The sequence below is a fragment of the Enterococcus sp. NPDC086594 genome, assembly GCF_044746145.1.
Taxonomy (GTDB): Bacteria; Bacillota; Bacilli; order Lactobacillales; family Enterococcaceae; genus Enterococcus_D; species Enterococcus_D entomosocium.
Genome location: NZ_JBIVBP010000001.1, coordinates 491,175 through 508,241 on the forward strand (window position 1 = coordinate 491,175; position 17,067 = coordinate 508,241).

General features: G+C 45.1%; 17 protein-coding genes. 5 read left to right on the top strand and 12 right to left on the bottom strand.

The features are described from left to right. Positions 1–39: 39 nt before the first annotated feature. The 4 genes from nadE to ACIPK1_RS02280 all read right to left on the bottom strand — a co-directional run bounded on the left by nadE (position 40) and on the right by ACIPK1_RS02280 (position 3,863). A complete protein-coding gene (nadE, locus tag ACIPK1_RS02265) occupies positions 40–864 on the bottom strand; it encodes an ammonia-dependent NAD(+) synthetase (RefSeq protein ID WP_016612726.1) in 825 nt (274 codons plus the stop codon). Between the two features lie 62 nt (positions 865–926). After that, positions 927–2,393, bottom strand: a complete 1,467-nt coding sequence (locus ACIPK1_RS02270; protein WP_005234120.1) for a nicotinate phosphoribosyltransferase — start codon at positions 2,391–2,393, stop codon at positions 927–929. Between the two features lie 245 nt (positions 2,394–2,638). Continuing rightward, positions 2,639–2,995: a DUF1827 family protein gene (locus tag ACIPK1_RS02275; RefSeq protein ID WP_139960257.1), complete on the bottom strand. Its 357-nt coding sequence runs from the start codon at positions 2,993–2,995 to the stop codon at positions 2,639–2,641. Continuing rightward, positions 2,982–3,863 carry an HAD-IIB family hydrolase gene (locus tag ACIPK1_RS02280; protein WP_005234118.1) on the bottom strand — a complete coding sequence of 294 codons (882 nt, stop codon included), beginning with the start codon at positions 3,861–3,863 and terminating at the stop codon, positions 2,982–2,984. The genes ACIPK1_RS02275 and ACIPK1_RS02280 overlap by 14 nt, the downstream gene beginning before the upstream one ends. A 114-nt stretch (positions 3,864–3,977) precedes the next feature. Here ACIPK1_RS02280 and ACIPK1_RS02285 point away from each other — a divergent pair, with 114 nt between their 5' ends. Beyond that, positions 3,978–4,751 carry a MerR family transcriptional regulator gene (locus ACIPK1_RS02285; RefSeq protein WP_301388248.1) on the top strand — a complete coding sequence of 258 codons (774 nt, stop codon included), beginning with the start codon at positions 3,978–3,980 and terminating at the stop codon, positions 4,749–4,751. Between the two features lie 60 nt (positions 4,752–4,811). On the opposite strand, the gene ACIPK1_RS02290 is transcribed toward ACIPK1_RS02285, so the two are convergent. Continuing rightward, complete coding sequence (locus ACIPK1_RS02290; RefSeq protein ID WP_005234116.1) at positions 4,812–5,729, bottom strand: LacI family DNA-binding transcriptional regulator; 918 nt, start codon at positions 5,727–5,729, stop codon at positions 4,812–4,814. 13 nt (positions 5,730–5,742) lie between these two features. Next, on the bottom strand, positions 5,743–6,006 hold the full coding sequence (locus ACIPK1_RS02295; RefSeq protein ID WP_005228502.1) for a hypothetical protein: 264 nt from the start codon (positions 6,004–6,006) through the stop codon (positions 5,743–5,745). Between the two features lie 193 nt (positions 6,007–6,199). On the opposite strand from ACIPK1_RS02295, the gene ACIPK1_RS02300 reads away from it, so the two are divergent. The 3 genes from ACIPK1_RS02300 to ACIPK1_RS02310 all read left to right on the top strand — a co-directional run bounded on the left by ACIPK1_RS02300 (position 6,200) and on the right by ACIPK1_RS02310 (position 8,322). Further along, complete coding sequence (locus ACIPK1_RS02300; protein ID WP_005234115.1) at positions 6,200–6,448, top strand: helix-turn-helix domain-containing protein; 249 nt, start codon at positions 6,200–6,202, stop codon at positions 6,446–6,448. A 175-nt stretch (positions 6,449–6,623) separates the two neighbouring features. Next, on the top strand, positions 6,624–7,559 hold the full coding sequence (locus tag ACIPK1_RS02305) for an ABC transporter ATP-binding protein (protein WP_005234114.1): 936 nt from the start codon (positions 6,624–6,626) through the stop codon (positions 7,557–7,559). After that, positions 7,552–8,322, top strand: a complete 771-nt coding sequence (locus tag ACIPK1_RS02310) for an ABC transporter permease (RefSeq protein WP_005228499.1) — start codon at positions 7,552–7,554, stop codon at positions 8,320–8,322. The genes ACIPK1_RS02305 and ACIPK1_RS02310 overlap by 8 nt, the downstream gene beginning before the upstream one ends. A gap of 53 nt (positions 8,323–8,375) precedes the next feature. On the opposite strand, the gene ACIPK1_RS02315 is transcribed toward ACIPK1_RS02310, so the two are convergent. Further along, positions 8,376–10,205: a glucose PTS transporter subunit IIA gene (locus ACIPK1_RS02315; RefSeq protein ID WP_301388243.1), complete on the bottom strand. Its 1,830-nt coding sequence runs from the start codon at positions 10,203–10,205 to the stop codon at positions 8,376–8,378. Between the two features lie 290 nt (positions 10,206–10,495). Between ACIPK1_RS02315 and ACIPK1_RS02320 the strand changes: the two genes are divergently transcribed. Beyond that, on the top strand, positions 10,496–11,695 hold the full coding sequence (locus ACIPK1_RS02320; RefSeq protein ID WP_301388241.1) for an enolase C-terminal domain-like protein: 1,200 nt from the start codon (positions 10,496–10,498) through the stop codon (positions 11,693–11,695). A 93-nt stretch (positions 11,696–11,788) separates the two neighbouring features. Here the strand turns inward: ACIPK1_RS02320 and ACIPK1_RS02325 are convergent, their stop codons facing one another. From ACIPK1_RS02325 to ACIPK1_RS02345, 5 genes are all read right to left on the bottom strand, one after another. Beyond that, entirely contained in the window at positions 11,789–12,496 is a 708-nt protein-coding gene (locus tag ACIPK1_RS02325) for a GntR family transcriptional regulator (protein ID WP_005234110.1), read from the bottom strand. Further along, positions 12,493–12,819: an MGMT family protein gene (locus ACIPK1_RS02330; RefSeq protein ID WP_008380664.1), complete on the bottom strand. Its 327-nt coding sequence runs from the start codon at positions 12,817–12,819 to the stop codon at positions 12,493–12,495. Before ACIPK1_RS02330 ends, ACIPK1_RS02325 begins: the two co-directional genes overlap by 4 nt. Positions 12,820–12,958: 139 nt before the next feature. Beyond that, positions 12,959–14,347, bottom strand: a complete 1,389-nt coding sequence (gene uxaC / locus ACIPK1_RS02335; RefSeq protein WP_400449839.1) for a glucuronate isomerase — start codon at positions 14,345–14,347, stop codon at positions 12,959–12,961. 16 nt (positions 14,348–14,363) lie between these two features. Beyond that, positions 14,364–15,440 (bottom strand): mannonate dehydratase, encoded by a 1,077-nt coding sequence (uxuA, locus tag ACIPK1_RS02340; RefSeq protein ID WP_008380661.1) that lies wholly within the window; start codon positions 15,438–15,440, stop codon positions 14,364–14,366. 3 nt (positions 15,441–15,443) lie between these two features. After that, positions 15,444–17,039, bottom strand: coding sequence for a mannitol dehydrogenase family protein (locus tag ACIPK1_RS02345; protein WP_301388236.1), 1,596 nt, complete (start codon positions 17,037–17,039; stop codon positions 15,444–15,446). Positions 17,040–17,067 lie beyond the last annotated feature (28 nt).

Consider the following 17,067-nt stretch of genomic DNA (forward strand, 5'->3'; position numbering starts at 1 on the left):
CTTCTTTCTATCTGAATGGAACGGAATCACTGGTTTCGTTTATTTCCAAAAATCATCAAAAATCGTGACTGGCAAGTGGCGTTTGTGTTGCGTTTTGTTCCACCAGTTTTCAATGGTTTGTTGGGCTTCAGCCGCAATTTCCTTGCCTTCTAAATAGTCATCGATGTCGTTGTAGGTCACTCCTAAAGCTGCTTCATCTGCCACTAAAGGTTTGCCGTCTTCCAAGTCCGCAGTTGGGACTTTTGTATACAATGCTTCTGGTGCGCCTAAGTATTGCAAGAGTTGGCGGCCTTGGCGTTTGTTTAAACGAAACAGTGGTAAGATATCGGCACCGCCATCGCCGTATTTCGTAAAGAAGCCGGTGATATTTTCAGCAGCGTGATCCGTACCCAGAACAGCTCCTGCTTTTTCACCCGCAATGGCATATTGCGTAATCATCCGTTGACGGGCTTTGATATTGCCTTTATTAAAGTCAGAAACCGCTAAGCCTGCTTCTTCCACCGCTTGCACTTGGGCATCGACGGCGGCTTTGATGTTTACCCGCAGCTCAATATCTGGTTTGATAAATTCAATGGCTTTTTTGGCATCTTCTTCATCTGCTTGTTCCCCATAAGGTAAGCGTACCCCTATGAACTGATAGTTGGGATTCCCGGTTTCACTGCGCATTTCCTCCATCGTCAATTGCGCGATCCGGCCAGCTAATGTCGAATCTTGCCCACCACTGATCCCCAAGACAAACGTATGCAAGAACGAATTCTTTTGCAGATACGCCTTTAAAAAATCAATACTCTTACGAACTTCTTCTTTCGGGTCGATGGTCGGTAAGACTCCTAATTCTTTGATAATTTCTTGTTGCATGGTCATAGAAACGCCTCCTCTTATTTTTTGAAGCAGCTGACTGATCCTAGGACCAGCGCAGTTGCGGATTACAAAATCGCGCCATTGGTTTGTTTACGTACTTTTTCAATCGTCCGCATTTTATGATCCCAACATTCTTGCGAGAGATCGACTGGGTATTTCTGTGGATTCAAGTCACGTTTGTACTCATCCCAAAGGGAATCCAAGCAATTCGTCGCATAGGCTTTGACGTGTTCTAAGTCAGGCACTTGATACACTTGCTGGCCATCTACAAAGATGTCTTGCAACAATGGTCGCGCATCAAAGTTCGTCACTGTTTTGTTGATAAAAGTGTGAACAGGATGGAACATGAACAGTTCGTCTGCAGCTTGGGGATTTTCTTCCCATAGCGTGACATAATCGCCTTCGGACTTGCCGTCCGATTTACGGGTGATCCGCCAGACTTGTTTTTTTCCAGGGGTCGAAACCTTTTCGGCATTGCTGGATAATTTGATGGTGTCGATCATTTCTCCCTGCTCATTTTCGATGGCAACCAGTTTATAAACCGCGCCTAATGCCGGTTGATCGTAAGCGGTGATCAGCTTGGTGCCGACACCCCACACATCGATTTTCGCCTTTTGCATTTTCAAGCTTAAAATCGTATTTTCGTCTAGATCATTGGAAGCATAGACTTTGGCTTCCGTGAATCCCGCTTCATCCAGCTGTTCACGGACTTTTTTCGAGATATACGCCATATCGCCGCTGTCGATCCGCACACCTAAGAAATTGATTTTATCCCCCATCTCTTTGGCCACACGAATCGCATTTGGCACACCTAAACGCAATGTATCATAGGTATCGACTAAGAATACGCAATCTTTGTGGGTTTGGGCATATGCCATAAATGCATCATAGTCATTGCCGTAGGATTGCACGAGGGAATGGGCGTGGGTTCCGCTGGCTGGGATGCCAAAAATCTTCCCTGCCCGCACATTACTCGTCGCATCCGCTCCGCCAATATAGGCCGCTCGAGTCCCCCAAATGGCTGCATCCAATTCTTGTGCCCGCCGTGAACCAAATTCCAACAAGGGATCCGTGCCGATCACGGATTTGATGCGGGCAGCTTTCGTGGCGATCAAGGTTTGGAAATTGACCATATTTAGTAACGCCGTTTCGATCAGCTGCGCTTGTGCCAACGGCCCTTCTACTTGTATGATCGGTTCATTGTTGAAGACCAAATCGCCTTCTAACGCTGAACGAACGGTACAAGCAAACTTGAACTCTTTTAGATACTCTAAAAAGGCTTCTGGGTAGCCGCCGATTTCTCGCAAGTAGGCAATATCCGTTTCTGAAAAGGATAAATCGTTCAAATAATCGATCAATCGTTCCAGACCGGCAAAGATCGCATAGCCGTTTTCAAAAGGCATGTCACGGAAATAGCATTCAAACACCGCATTACGATCGGCTCTGCCTAACTCCCAATAGGTTTGCATCATGTTGATTTGGTAGAGATCAGTGTGTAGCGTCAAGCTGTCATCTTTAAATAATTTCTGCATGTTCTTACTCCCTCTAGCTTACTTCTTCTCATTATAGCAAAAAAAACACAAAAGACAGAAAATCTTGTTTTTTTCAAAAAAAAGTTGGGTTTTTGCCAGTACAAGGCAATCCATCTGAGAACAAATTGCTCAAAAGCATGGGTCAACCTCCTACTTATTGCGCATTATTTACGCGCTCGTATAAGGTCGCCCCTTTGTTCAACGTTTGATTGCTCTTGCAACGTGCATGTCCCAACTTCTTTCAACTAGTGTTCTTTCACAGGAAATTGAACAAGAATGACATCTTTTCTCGGTTTAGAAAAGGTGATGCCTCTTGCTTCCATTTCTTTACGAATATTGATATTGACGGTCACGTCTTTGCGATCGACCTTCAGCAAACGATGAATCGCTGTATCGACTTCTTCCCGACTGATTTTCTTTTTATTGTTGATCAATACTAAAGAAATCGTATCAAAACTATCCACATAGAGAATCTGCGTCCGATCAAGCGAATACAATTTATAGTATTTGATCGCTATTTTGTCGAATAGATACTTGGAGATGTTCGGGTAAAAAGTTTCCATATTTAGATTTTGGTTTACTGGGGTTTCAATCAACTTCATGCACAACATCCTCTCTCGAAACTAATTCTGTTAAAATAAAGCGGCCAACACCGCCGTCTTCCGCGCGCTCAATGGTTCGATCACAAACTGCTTTGATCGCTGGGCTGGCATTTGCTACAGCCAAAGAAACATCCACCGCTTCAAACATCGCAAGGTCATTTTCACCATCACCGATCCCGTAGCTTTTGGCAGCGGGAAAAGCTTCTAAAAAGCTACGGATCGCCGCACCTTTGGTCGCCAATGGATCAACGATTTCCAGTGTTTGGACAAAGGATTGAAAAATCGCTGCCGTTTCTGACTGGATCATCGCCCGCAGCCGTTCTCTTTTTTCGTCTGACGCTTCCATCAGTTCGATTTTGATGACCTTTATCTCTGGATGTTCCTTCATAAACTGCAACACGTCGTCTTTATGAAGGCATTCGTTGTAGAAGAACTCGTATTTGTAGTCAGCGATGATTTGCCCTCGCTCCCCTAACTCCGCGAGTAACTGCTTACGGCTTTCTTGAAATTGCGCTTCATACAAATGCGCTTGTGGGGAAATGATGCCATGGTCAGTATGTAAGAAATAAAAAACCGCTTCTGTCTCTAAGATACCAATCACTTGTGCCAATGTCTTATAGGGTAAGGTATGCGTCAAAACAGGCGCTTCTCCTTTTATCATCAGACCGGCGCCGTTTCCGAAAATCACATCGCAGGAAAGGCCTTCTTCCGCCATCATATCTTGAACAAGCTCAAATCCTCGCCCTGTGACAAACACAAAGTGATCCCCTTGGGCTTGTAAACAACGGATGGCTTCTTTATTGATCTCATGAATCGGGTGCCCCATTTCTTGAAACGTCCCATCAATATCAGAAAAAACTATTTGCATCTTATCTTCCTTTCTTTGTTATAATTATAGCACATTTTAAAAAACGCAAAAAAATTTTCTTGACTTTGTCGTTACGTCAACCTTTAGGATACAGGTGTAAGGAGGGAAAAGCCGATGGAATATACGATCAGTGCCTTAGCCAAACTGTCAGGAGTCAGCAGCCGTACCCTGCGGTATTATGATCAGATCAAGCTGTTACAACCGCAACGCACCAACTCAGCTGGTTACCGTATCTACGGGAGACAGGAAGTCGATCGCCTACAGCAGATTTTGTATTTTAAGTCTTTTGGGCTGTCATTAGAAACGATCCGCGGGATCTTGGATGAGCCGCAAGCATCGATCCAAACGGTCTTGTTGCAGCATTACCAACAGCTTTTACAAGAGCGAGCAGCCCTGGACAGTCTTTTGACCACCTTAGCGCAAACAATTGATTATTATGAAGGAGAAAAGACGATGACCGATCAAGAGAAATTCAGTTATTTTAAGAAACAAAAAATTCGTGAAAACGAAGCAAACTACGGTGCCGAGTTACGAGAAACCTACGGTGAGGAGATCATCGAAAAAAGCAACCAAAAGTGGCAGCAGATGACCCAAGTCAATTATCAAGCACTGACCGACAACGAAAACCGCTTATTACAGCTGTTAAAAGAGCTATTGACTGAAAAGGAAGGGAAACGAATCCCTTCTGACAAAGCCCAAATGGCTTTTGCTGCACATCAAGCATGGCTCAAACAAGCAGCACCCTTTTACTCAGCAAAATATCACCGATCTTTAGGGGAAATGTACGTTCAAGACGAGCGTTTTACCGCCTATTACGATCAAAAAGCGGGCGTCGGCAGCGCCCAGCTGTTGAAACAGATCATTGACCATTACACCGAATCCCATTAAAAAAACGATGCGCAAGCACTGCCCGTTCAGGGGCTTTGTTTGCGCATCGTTTCGTCTATGCTATCGTTTGATGAACTCATAGGGCATGCGATAGTTGCCGCTTTTTTCCATTATCGCCAATTGGACGGCAGTCTCCCCGCAAGCTTGCAAGTGATGATCGATCGTTGAAAGCTGCAGCAGCTCGCTGATGTATAAATTGTCCCGTCCAATCACAAGCCATTCTCCCGGCGCCTGCGACTGGATCCCAGCAGCAACATGATCCCCATTGGTGAAAATCGCTTCGACCCCTTTATCTGCAAAATAAGCAGCTGCTTCTTTGCCATCTTCTTCCGTCAAACAATCCCAAAAGATCAAGTCTTCGGAAAAAGTCGAAAAATAGTCATGAGCCAAACGGACCGTGATTTTTGAATTGCTGCTGAGCTTGCGGCTACGTCCCAATGTCACGCCGATTTTCTGGATACCTTGTTCCTTAAAATACGTAAAGACTTCTTTGATTGATTCCTCTCGATCAATATAGGTGCAACCGTCAGTCAAATACGAGATATTCTCACAAAAGACGATGCGACCGTAAGAACGATAAGGCAATAAGGTTTCGATCGGATTCGCCCGCGAGGCAATGATCAAGGCATCAAAGCTTTTCGCCGCAAATTCTTGCAAATACGCTTCCTCTACTTGCGGATCATAGTTCGTGGCTAAAAGCGTCACCTTATAACCCCGAGCAAACGCTGCTGTCGTGATGCCGCTCAACAAGCGATCGAAGTACGGATGATTGACAAATGGCAGAATCACACCAATATTTTTGGTTTTACCAACACTCAACGCTCGTGCCGTGTAATTTGGAATATAGTTGACCTCTTCCATGACAGCCAGGATCTTACGACGCTTTTCTTCACTGACATACGGATTGTTATTAATGACTCGTGAAACCGTTGAGACCGAATAACCGGTCAAGCGTGCAATATCCCGAATGTTTGCCATGACTCACTGCTCCTTAAACGAATAATTGTTCTTTCATATAGTCTATCACACTTAACCCACATGTATAAAATTCATAGTAATCATTGTGATGAATAAAACCGATGCGCTGAGACCCGAAGTGTTCATCACACGTCAAGTGACTGATCTCATCCACAGGAATTTCTACTAATCGTTCTTGAAAGAACCCTTTTGGCTTCGTCAATACCAGTTGTTGTCCATCAAAAGCCAACGTTACATAACAACATTCCGCACCATTTTTCTTCATGTATGTATTCATTTTTTCATCCCGCCTTCCTTTTTATAAATCAAGCATACTGTATGAAACGCGTCTCAGAGCAAGTCATTTGTTTCACTTTTTAACAAAAACCGTTCGACCTTCATGTGAATTACTTCGCATATTTTGCTTTTGTTGGTACAATAAAAAGAGAACAGTGCGAAAGGAAGCGCAATTTTTTAAGGAGGACCGCAAAGTGACATTAGAAGAAGCTTTTTTATTAGACACCTTGCGTTGCCGCTTCAAGTTTTTAAGAGAAGAACGCGGATTGAGCCCAAAAGAAGTATGCCAGCATCTCGATGTGTCTTACCCCGATTACACCTTATACGAAGCAGGCGATCGCTTACCCGATGTATTGACGCTGCTACACGCAGCTTCCCTCTATAATGTTTCTGTCGATTACTTACTAGGACAGACAGAACGACCAGAACGGTATTTATGCTAACAATCGACTTTATCGAAAAAACGATCAAACGGTCGTTTTTTCTTTTGTCTCTTTCCCACTTTTAATCAATTAGCAACAATCGTTATCTAATCGAATGAAAAAATCAAAACATGCGGTTCTTCTTGAAAAAAAATGATAGAATAAACCATCATACATAGAAGGAGTTCAAATAAACATGACCTATGCACTAGAACTAACCGATTTACGCAAAGTCTATGCTACCGGCGTTGAAGCGTTGCGGGGCATAAATTTGACGGTAGAAGAAGGCGACTTTTATGCCTTGTTAGGCCCAAACGGCGCTGGAAAATCCACCACCATCGGCATTATCACCTCTCTTGTCAATAAATCTTCCGGAAGCGTCAAAGTCTTCGGCTACGATTTAGACAAAGAATTGGTCCAAGTCAAACAACAGATTGGTCTAGTTCCCCAAGAATTCAATTTCAATCCCTTTGAAACGGTCCAGCAGATCGTGGTCAATCAAGCCGGGTATTATGGTGTCCCCCGCAACGAAGCCATCAAGCGCAGCGAAAAATACTTGAAGCAGTCGAATTTGTGGGAAAAACGCAATGTTCGTGCGCGGATGCTGTCAGGCGGGATGAAACGCCGTTTGATGATCGCTCGTGCCCTGATGCATGAACCACGGCTATTGATTTTGGATGAACCGACGGCAGGTGTCGATATCGAATTGCGTCGGGAAATGTGGAGCTTTTTGCGGGAGCTGAACCAAAATGGCACAACGATCATTTTGACGACCCATTATTTAGAAGAGGCGGAAATGCTTTGCCGCAATATCGGGATCATTCAATCTGGTGAACTGATCGAAAACACTAGTATGAAATCTTTGTTGGCAAAACTGCAATTTGAAACCTTTCTTTTTGATATCGCACCGATCAAACAAGCACCAACGATCACTGGATATCCGATCCAAATGGAAGATGAACAGACCATCGCCGTTGAAGTCGCTCGAGACCAAGGCGTCAACGATCTTTTTGCTCAATTCAGCCAGCAAGGGATCAATGTCCTCTCCATGCGCAACAAATCCAATCGCTTGGAAGAACTATTTTTGAAAATCACCGAAGAAGCACACGAAGCGGAGGAAAACCATGTTTAGTCTTTATTTTACAGCCTTAAAAAGTTTAGCGGTCAAAGAGACCAACCGCTATTTAAGGATTTGGGTGCAGACCCTCGTCCCACCCGTCATCACTACTTCCTTATACTTCATTATCTTTGGGAAAATGATCGGCAGCCGCATCGGCGAAATGGGCGGCTTTTCTTATATGGAATTTATCGTTCCCGGGCTGATCATGATGTCGACGATCACCAGCTCTTACTCCAATGTGTCTTCTTCCTTCTTTTCACAGAAGTTTCAAAAAAACATTGAGGAACTCTTAGTGGCGCCGGTTCCTACTCACGTCATTATTTGGGGCTTTGTCTTTGGCGGACTTGGCCGTAGTATCTTGGTGGGCACATTGGTGACCATCATTTCCCTTTTCTTCGTGCCATTACATGTGTATTCTTGGGTCATCGTTGTCTTAACCCTTGTCATGACCGCCATCTTATTTTCATTAGCAGGGTTGCTAAATGGGATCTTCGCCCAATCCTTTGACGATGTTTCCATCGTGCCAACCTTTGTTTTACAACCATTGACCTATCTTGGAGGCGTCTTTTACTCCATCAGCATGCTGCCGCCGATTTGGCAAACGATCTCCAAAGTCAACCCGATCGTGTATATGATCTCTGGTTTCCGCTACGGCTTTTTAGGCACCATCGATGTCCCAATTTTCCTATCCATCGGTATTTTGGTCTTGTTCATTGTTGTCTTATACAGCGTATGCTGGTACTTGATCCAAAAAGGCCGCGGGCTGCGTAGTTAATTGCAATAAAAAAAAGATGAACTTCATTAATGAAGCTCATCTTTTTTCTTTTATTAGGCATTCAAAACGACTTTTTCCAGCAATGCACCGGCTTGGTGTCTGCCTTCTAAATCAGTACTTCCAGAAAATTGCTGCACGCGATCCATGTTGGTGATCAAAACGATCACCATGGTTTCTTTGCCTTGCTGCTTGATATAAGGTAGATCCATTTGTGCCAGTTTGGTTTGCGGAGTGACTTGCTCCCCAGCTTTGACAAAGACATCAAAGCCTTGCCCGCCAAGTGAGACTGTATCGATCCCCATATGCACAAGAACTTCAACGCCGTTTTGGGTTTTGATCCCGACGGCATGTTTTGAAGGGAACACAGTGGTGACTTCGCCACTGACCGGTGCAAAGATTTGCCCATCTTGTGACTCGATGGCATAGCCTTCTCCCATCATTTTCGTTGAAAAAACTTCATCTGGTACATCTTCTAATGGGACATATTCTCCATGGGTCACGGCATGCAGATCCACTTCGTTGGTGTAACGATCGCCTTCGGCTGCTTGATTTGGTACCAAGAACCAGCTCATTGCAAAGGATAAGCCGATTGCCAAGATGATCCCTAAAACAGCATAGATAAAGTATTCCCCAATATAGGCTGGCAAACTAAAGATACTTGAAAGAATATATCCATAAATCCGAACACCGAAGAAACTGATGAAGGCAGACGCCACAGAACTACCAACTGTTGCTGCGATAAAGGCTTTTTTATACTTCGACAAAATCCCGAATAACGCAGGTTCTGTGATCCCTAACAAGCCCGAAACAGCCGAAGATAGAATGATCGATTTTTCTTCTTTGGTTTTGACTTTGAAATAAATAGCTGCTGTTGCGCCGGTGATTGCCATATTTGCCATAAACATCATTGGCATCAACATGTCATACCCTTGATTGGCGAAGTTTTGCAAAGCGATCGGGGTCATGGCATGATGCAGACCCGTGAAGATTGCGATTGGACGAATCGCCCCTACCACAATTCCTGCTAAGACAGGCGAGATAGTGAATAACCCAGCCACGCCAGCAGCCAGTAAGTTTCCTAGATGGATACTGATTGGGCCAATGACCGTTAATGTCAAGATACCAGCGACAAACAACGAAATCGTCGGTGTAAACACGGTACGCAGCACTTGTGGTAAGAGTTTATCGACCCAACGGTAAATATAGCTAAGCGCTAGCACGGCAAAGATAATGGGAATCACTGTCCCTGCATAGTTAAAGACGGGTACTGGCAGTACGCCGAACAAACGAAAGGCGGAAATGCTTCCTTCGGCTACCGCATTGGTCATCGTTGGAAATTGCAGCGTTGCCGCGATTGCGATCGCTAAATATTGATTGGTTTTAAAAATCCGAGCGGCTGAGGCAGCAACAAAAAATGGCAAGAATGTAAATACGCCGCTCGCGATCATGTCGATCACTAAATAGGTGTCTGTTTGATTAGAGATGACATTCAAAGCCACCAATCCAGCCATTAATCCTTTGATCATTCCTGCGCCAGCGATAGCTGGAACGATCGGACCAAAAACGCCAGAAACGGTATCCATAAATAAGGAAACGGCTCCTTTTTTCTCTGATGTTTCCCCTTGGTTCGCTTCATCAAGACCTAATTCTTTGGCTAAAGGTGCATAATAATCAGCAACATCCGTTCCTATCACTACTTGCAGCTGATTGCTTTGATATTTTGTTCCTACGACTTTGGGTGTTTTTTCTAACGCCGCATAGTCGACTTTTTTCTCATCCTTTAAATCAAAACGCAAGCGAGTCATACAGTGCCATGCATTGTTGATATTGTCTGATCCGCCAACATCTTTAATGATCTGTTTTACGATGTCTTCTTTGGTCATCTTTTTTTCCCCCTGTTGTTTGCTAACGGTCCTGATCCTTTTGACGGGCGCCCTTTCAGGTGTTTCCGTTTTCACACACATAGTAGCATGCTCACACAGACTTGTAAAACCAGTCCTTTTTTGATAAAACCAGAATAAAAACGCTATATATCAACGTTTTATTATAAAATAGGCAAAAATTGGACTGGTTTTATGGTGTATATCCAGTTTTTATTAGACCAAATTGACAGCGGTTGCCAAGCATGTTTCAATGGCTATAGCAACTAGAGACAAAAATTGGAGTGAATGAAATGACACCAACGATCATCACCGACGTCAAAGCCTTTGCGATCAAACCTGATCGTCATAACCTTGTTGTCGTTAAAGTAGAAACGAACAAAGGCGTATCTGGGTTAGGTTGCGCAACCTTCCAGTTTCGCCCACTAGCCGTAAAAACCGTCGTTGACGAGTATTTACGCCCCCTCTTACTTGGCCGCGATGCCAATCAAATCGAAGATCTTTGGCAAGTGATGAATGTCAATTCTTACTGGCGGAATGGTCCGATCACCAACAATGCCATCTCAGGAGTCGACATGGCTTTGTGGGACATCAAGGGACAATTAGCCGATATGCCATTGTATCAACTGTTAGGTGGAAAAGCGCGTACGGCGATTCCCGCCTATACCCATGCCGTGGCAGACAATCTCGAAGACCTTTATCAAGAAATCGATCGCTTCTTGGCTGAGGGGTATCGCTATATCCGTTGCCAATTAGGCTTTTATGGTGGAAACCCTAGCCAACTGCAAACACCCGATCAGCCCATCGCTGGTTCCTATTTTGATCAAACAGACTACATGGACACAACACTGAAAATGTTTGCTGCGATCCAAGAACGATACGGCAATCAATTTCAAATGCTGCATGACGTTCATGAACGGCTGCATCCAAACCAAGCGATTCAATTTGCAAAAGCCGCTGAACCTTTTAATCTCTTTTTCCTAGAAGATATTTTGCCGCCGGATCAAAACAAGTGGTTGCAGCAACTCCGCAGCCAGTCGGCGACCCCGATCGCGACCGGCGAATTGTTCAATAATCCGATGGAATGGCAAGAGCTAGTCAAAAATCAACAGATCGACTTTATGCGTGCCCATGTCTCACAAATCGGTGGGATCACGCCAGCATTGAAATTGGCTCACTTCTGCGATGCGATGGGCATTCGGATCGCTTGGCACACGCCGTCTGATATCAGCCCTGTCGGCTTAGCCGTCAACACCCATCTAAATATCCATCTGCACAATGCCGCGATCCAAGAAATGATTGCGATCCCAGCAAATACCCAGTCGGTCTTTGGTGGCAGTCCACAACCTGAAAACGGCTATTTTTATCCGATCGAGAAAAGCGGGATCGGGATCACGTTTGATGAAGCAGCTGCTGCGGAATTTCCCGTGGTTTACCGTCCACATGAATGGACCCAGAGCCGTACACCAGACGGCACATTGATCACTCCTTAAACACAACAAAAGACATCCCCTGTCCAACCGACAGGGGATGTCTTTGTTCTTTCTGGGTAAAAAAGACGCAACTGGCAAATTTGCTTTTCCAAATCAATCGATGCGTGAGCGATGGATCTCGCGGTCAAAGGGACGGATGTAGGTCACGGCATAATCAATGGCAACGATATTGCTGAACTCATACACGCGGCCGTCTTCTAAAATCGCCCGATTGCTGATCTGCATTGCCGGCGTCCCCCGTTTGCACAATAAAATGCCCGACTGCGCAGTCGATGTGGTGATGGGGGTATAGCTGGTGATGTAGTGGGAAATGCGGTACCCGCAGCTTTCGACATAGCGTTGGATCGAGTGCTCCACGATTTCTTGTGTCAATTCGGGAAATAGGCTGACAGGCAATTTAGAGGTTTCCAGCTGTTCGATTTTGTAATTAACGATCCGCACTCGTTCAAAGGTCCAGACCTCCTCGTCTGGGCCTATTTGGAAAATCTGCTGTTCATCCAACGTTGCTGCCGCCTTATTCAAGGAAATCATTTTGGAATGGATTCGGTCATAAGGGGTACGGGTCAAGGAATTAAAGATCATTGGATTTTTGACCCATTTTTCATGGATAAAAATCCCTGAACCTTGAACTACTTTGACGATCCCGATCTCTTCAAGGTTTTTGATTGCTTGCTGGATCGTAAACCGCGAAACGCCATAGGTTTGCGCAAGGGTTCTTTGGTTGGGTAATTTGCCGGCAGAAAATTCTTCCTGATAGATTTTACTCAACAGATCTTGCACGATAAATTCACGTTTTTTCATAATGGCTCCTTCATTTGAGCGGGAGCGATCTCGCTCATGGACCAACTGCAAGCCTTCATATCGATACGACCACTGGCTTTGAAGACCACCCCTTCATCGACGAGTGCTGCTTTTCGCACATTGGCGGTGGGACCAACTAAGACGCCATCTGCCCGCACGACTCGATGGGCAGGGACATCCTGAGGGCTCAAGCGCATCGCTCGACCGACTGCTCGCGCGCCGTTGATTTGTCCCAATTTCCACGCAATCTGACTATAGGAGACGACTTTACCAAAAGGGATCTGCCGCGCCAGCGCATAGACTTCTTCATAGAATGGATTCATACTACTCGCTCCTTCTTTGATTCTTTCTATCATAGTACTGGATTCCCTGCCAATAGTAAATGAACAGACGCAACTTTAGCAATAGCCATCCAAACACTCGATTCCTTCTCTAGCAAGCCAAGAACGAATCGAGTAGTCATTAGTTTGGAAAATCAAAGTAGGTTTTCGCATTGTGATAGGAGATGTCTGCGACGATCTGCCCTAAATACATTTCATCTGCTGGCAGTTGTCCGTCTTCCACCCATTCACTGATCACCTGACACAAAATCCGCCGGAAATACTCGTGGCGTGGGTAAGACAAAAAGCTGCGAGAATCCGTCAGCATGCCGACGAAGTTTCCGAGAATCCCGCCTTCTGCTAGGGTCGTCAACTGATATCGCATACCAGAATACGTATCATTGAACCACCAAGCAGAGCCTAATTGCAGCTTGCCTTTGCTCTCTTCTTGGAACGCCCCCATCAGCGCAGTCAACACTGGATAATCTTTGGGGTTCAGTGAATACAAAATCGTCTTCGGCAATAAGCTTTCCGCCTGAAGCTGCGCCAATGTCCGACTCAAGCCGCTCGCTAGACGATCGTCCCCCATCGCATCACCGCCGCTATCAGGTCCTAGTTGTTGGAAAAGTTTTTGACTGTTGTTGCGAGTCGCCATCAGATGCAATTGCGCGGTCCAGCCTTGCTTCGCGTATTGGCTCATCAAGTCAATCAGCAAGCCGGTTTGAAACTGTCTGATTTCTTCATTAGTCAGTGTCCCAGTGGTCAAACGCTTCTGAAAAATCGCTTCAAGTGCAGCGGTATCGTAGGCTTCCTCTCCAAGACGTGATAGACTGTGATCTGCTAAACGACAGCCCCGTTGCTGGAAGTAAAAAATACGTACGGCCAATGCTTCAACCAGCGTTTGATAGCTAGTGATTTCTTTGTTCGCAGCTGCAGCCAATTGCTTAAGGTATGCTGGAAATTCTGGATTCTGCAGATTGATTGCTTTGTCAGGACGAAAGGTAGGATACACGGCAAAGGATTCTTCTGCCAACTTTTGATGATATGTCAACGAATCAATGGGATCATCCGTCGTACAGATTACCTCAACGGCCATCTTTTTGATCAGTTCTCGTGGTGAAAATTCCTTCGTCTGCAGCTGTTGATTGACTTTTTCCCAAATGCTTGCTGCATTGGCTAGTGTCAACCGCTCATCAATACCAAAGATTCGCTTCAATTCCAAATTGGTCCAGACATATAATGGATTGCCAATGCAAGCCTCCAAGGTCTGCGCCCAAGCACAGAATTTTTCGTAGTCATCAGCATCGCCAGTGATCAAAGATTCTGCAACACCATTGGCACGCATCAAGCGCCATTTGTAATGGTCCCCCGCCAGCCACGCTTGGGTGAGATTGGTGAAGTTTTGGTTTTCGAAAATCTCTTTCGGCTCTAAATGGCAATGGTAATCAATGATCGGCTGCTTTTTTGCATACTCATGGTACAACTGTTTGGCAAAGCTGTTTTTCAAAATAAAATCGTCAGTTAAAAACATTTCTTCGCTCCTTTTCTTAACGCCCCACGCTCTTGTCGATGGCTTCCCACAACCCTAATAAGTAGGAAGCGCCGATCGCCCGATCATACAAGCCATAGCCTGGACGTCCCGTTTCTCCCCAGATCATTCGCCCATGATCTGGTCGAATGTAGCCGTCAAAGCCATTTTTGTACATCGCTTCTAGGATCTGATACATGTCTAATGAGCCTTCAGATGAGAGATGCGGTGCTTCATAAAAGTCTTTGTCATTGCCCAAGTATTGAATGTTACGAACATGGGCAAAAGGAATCCGATCCCGGCGACAAAACTCAGCCAAAATCTCATAGACATTATTGGCTGGGTCTTCGGCGATACTGCCAGTACAAAGTGTGATACCATTTGACGGACTGTCTACCACGTTGCAGACCCAATCCAAATCATCGCGGTTTTTAACGATACGAGGCAGACCAAAAATCGAATAGGGAGGATCATCTGGATGAACAGCCATCTTGATGCCGACCTCTTCACAGGTGGGAATGATGGCTTTTAGGAAATAAGCAAAGTTTTCTCTTAATTTGTCATCATCGACATCCTTATACGCAGCAAACAATTCTTTGACATGTGCCAAACGTTCTGGTTCCCAGCCTGGCAAGGTATAGCCAGAGCTTGACTCCTCAACTTCTTTGACGATCTCTTCTGGGTCTTTGTCGATCCCTGCTTTTTCAAATGCCATCGTAGAAGAACCGTCGGCTAAGCGATAATCGAGATCCGTTTTGATCCAATCGAAAATCGGCATAAAATTATAGCAGATCACTTCGACCCCATATGCTGCCAAATTACGAATCGTTTTTTTGTAGTTTTCGATATACAGGTCTCTCGAAGGCAAGCCAATCTTGATGTCATCATGAATATTGACGCTTTCGATCACCTTCAGGGAAAGGCCAACTGCTTCGACTTCTTCCACGAGCGCCTTGATCCGTTCTTTCGGCCAAACTGCCCCAGCAGGCAAATCAAAGAGTGTGCCGACGATGCCTTTCATTCCAGGAATTTGACGGATATCTGCTAACTTGATTTTATCGTAGTCTTTTCCATACCAACGAAATGTCATTTCCATTTTTTATTCGATCCCTTCTACTGTTTCATGTAATGTTTTACGGACTGCGCCGGTTCCTGCCAGCATCTTAGCGAACAAGTGACCCACCTTTTCAGCGATTCCTGCTTGATAAAGATCCAAACCAAAAATCTGCGGATTTGCTAAGATTGGTCGAATGATCCCTTGAACATCGGCGGCTGTCCCTAACTGACACTCACGTAAAATCTCTTGTAATTCTGCTAAGAGGGGATCAGGACTTGGGCCAAATGGATGGCCTTCATCATCGATCGCTAATAGATAACGCAACCAGCCTGCAATCGCTAAGGGAATGAAAGTCAGCTCAGAAGCCGAGCCTTCTTTCTCCACATACTTTTTGATGGTTTCGCCAAAACGGATGGCGATTTTCTGTGAGGTATCTGCGGCGATCCGCTGTGGAGTGTCAGGAATCAGGGGATTCGGTAAACGAAGGCCCACCACCTCATCGATAAATTTCTTTGGCTGAATGATCTCAGGATCTTCCACTACCGGCAAGCCTTCACGATAGCCGATTCCTTTGATCAAAGCAACAATATCTGGATCGGTCATTTCCGCAGCAATAGATGTATAACCGAGTAAACAGCCGAACAAACTCATTGCGGTATGCAGTGGATTCAAACAAGTTGTGACTTTCATACTATCGGTTTTGTCGACGATCTCTCGACTCGTCAAGATCACCCCCGCTTTATCCAAATTCGGGCGACCATTTGGAAAATCATCTTCAATCACCAAGTAATGAGTCGCCTCTGTGTTAGCAAACGGAGCGATATTCGTTCCTTTATCGGTATGTGTAACTGGCAACTGCTGAATGCCAGCTGCTGCTAATTCCTCTGCAACTGCTGTCGAAGGATTTGGCGTGATCCGATCGATCATTGACCACGGAAACGTCACCTGCGCGTTGTTTTCTAAGTATCGGACAAACGCTTCTGAAACATGCCCCAGCTTTTGCCATTCTTTTGCGATGGTGACAATCGCCATTTGGAAACGGAGCCCATTTTGCGAAAAATTATCGGTGGAAACCATAGCGATCGGAAGTGCCCCTGATTGAAAACGATCCCATAAAAAGCTAGCCAAAATGCTCATTGTATGGTTGACCTGATGGGGACCCGCAGCGAGATCCGCTTGTACGACAGGTAAAAATTTCCCCTGACTGTCTTTTAAGCCATAGCCTTTTTCTGTGATCGTTACGGTAACCAACTGTAGTGACGGCTCCTGAAATACTTTGCGTATTTGCTCATAACTCGCAGCACGGGAAGGATGGCAATAATAACTAGCCGCCGTTGACTGGAGCAATTTTTTCTCCAACCGTCCCCCTTCATGCATGACCACTTCTAAAATATCATTCTCGTAAGGGGCATATACTTGATCAATCACCTGTTCATCAAAGGTTTCACAAACTACGATTCCTTTTGTCAGCGCTTGTTGATCGATCAACGTTTGGGCTACTTCTGCGTGAAATGCCCGATACAAATTTCCCCCACCAAAGTGTAACCATTGAAACTGAGTATCTGATTGATCCGTCACTTCTTTGGGAACGATCGGCATCGTAACTCCTGCCTGCTTCAAGGCAGCAAAATCAAACATCCTACTTCCTCCTTTTTCTTAAAACTGA

Coding starts and splice junctions, on each gene's coding strand:
- nadE (WP_016612726.1), bottom strand. CDS start 864: ATGACCATGCAACAAGAAATTATCAAAGAATTAGGAGTCTTACCGACC.
- ACIPK1_RS02275 (WP_139960257.1), bottom strand. CDS start 2,995: ATGAAGTTGATTGAAACCCCAGTAAACCAAAATCTAAATATGGAAACT.
- ACIPK1_RS02325 (WP_005234110.1), bottom strand. CDS start 12,496: ATGAAAAAACGTGAATTTATCGTGCAAGATCTGTTGAGTAAAATCTAT.
- ACIPK1_RS02285 (WP_301388248.1), top strand. CDS start 3,978: ATGGAATATACGATCAGTGCCTTAGCCAAACTGTCAGGAGTCAGCAGC.
- ACIPK1_RS02345 (WP_301388236.1), bottom strand. CDS start 17,039: ATGTTTGATTTTGCTGCCTTGAAGCAGGCAGGAGTTACGATGCCGATC.
- ACIPK1_RS02280 (WP_005234118.1), bottom strand. CDS start 3,863: ATGCAAATAGTTTTTTCTGATATTGATGGGACGTTTCAAGAAATGGGG.
- ACIPK1_RS02330 (WP_008380664.1), bottom strand. CDS start 12,819: ATGAATCCATTCTATGAAGAAGTCTATGCGCTGGCGCGGCAGATCCCT.
- ACIPK1_RS02290 (WP_005234116.1), bottom strand. CDS start 5,729: ATGGCAAACATTCGGGATATTGCACGCTTGACCGGTTATTCGGTCTCA.
- ACIPK1_RS02270 (WP_005234120.1), bottom strand. CDS start 2,393: ATGCAGAAATTATTTAAAGATGACAGCTTGACGCTACACACTGATCTC.
- ACIPK1_RS02320 (WP_301388241.1), top strand. CDS start 10,496: ATGACACCAACGATCATCACCGACGTCAAAGCCTTTGCGATCAAACCT.
- ACIPK1_RS02305 (WP_005234114.1), top strand. CDS start 6,624: ATGACCTATGCACTAGAACTAACCGATTTACGCAAAGTCTATGCTACC.
- ACIPK1_RS02295 (WP_005228502.1), bottom strand. CDS start 6,006: ATGAATACATACATGAAGAAAAATGGTGCGGAATGTTGTTATGTAACG.
- uxuA (WP_008380661.1), bottom strand. CDS start 15,440: ATGGAAATGACATTTCGTTGGTATGGAAAAGACTACGATAAAATCAAG.
- uxaC (WP_400449839.1), bottom strand. CDS start 14,347: ATGTTTTTAACTGACGATTTTATTTTGAAAAACAGCTTTGCCAAACAG.
- ACIPK1_RS02310 (WP_005228499.1), top strand. CDS start 7,552: ATGTTTAGTCTTTATTTTACAGCCTTAAAAAGTTTAGCGGTCAAAGAG.
- ACIPK1_RS02315 (WP_301388243.1), bottom strand. CDS start 10,205: ATGACCAAAGAAGACATCGTAAAACAGATCATTAAAGATGTTGGCGGA.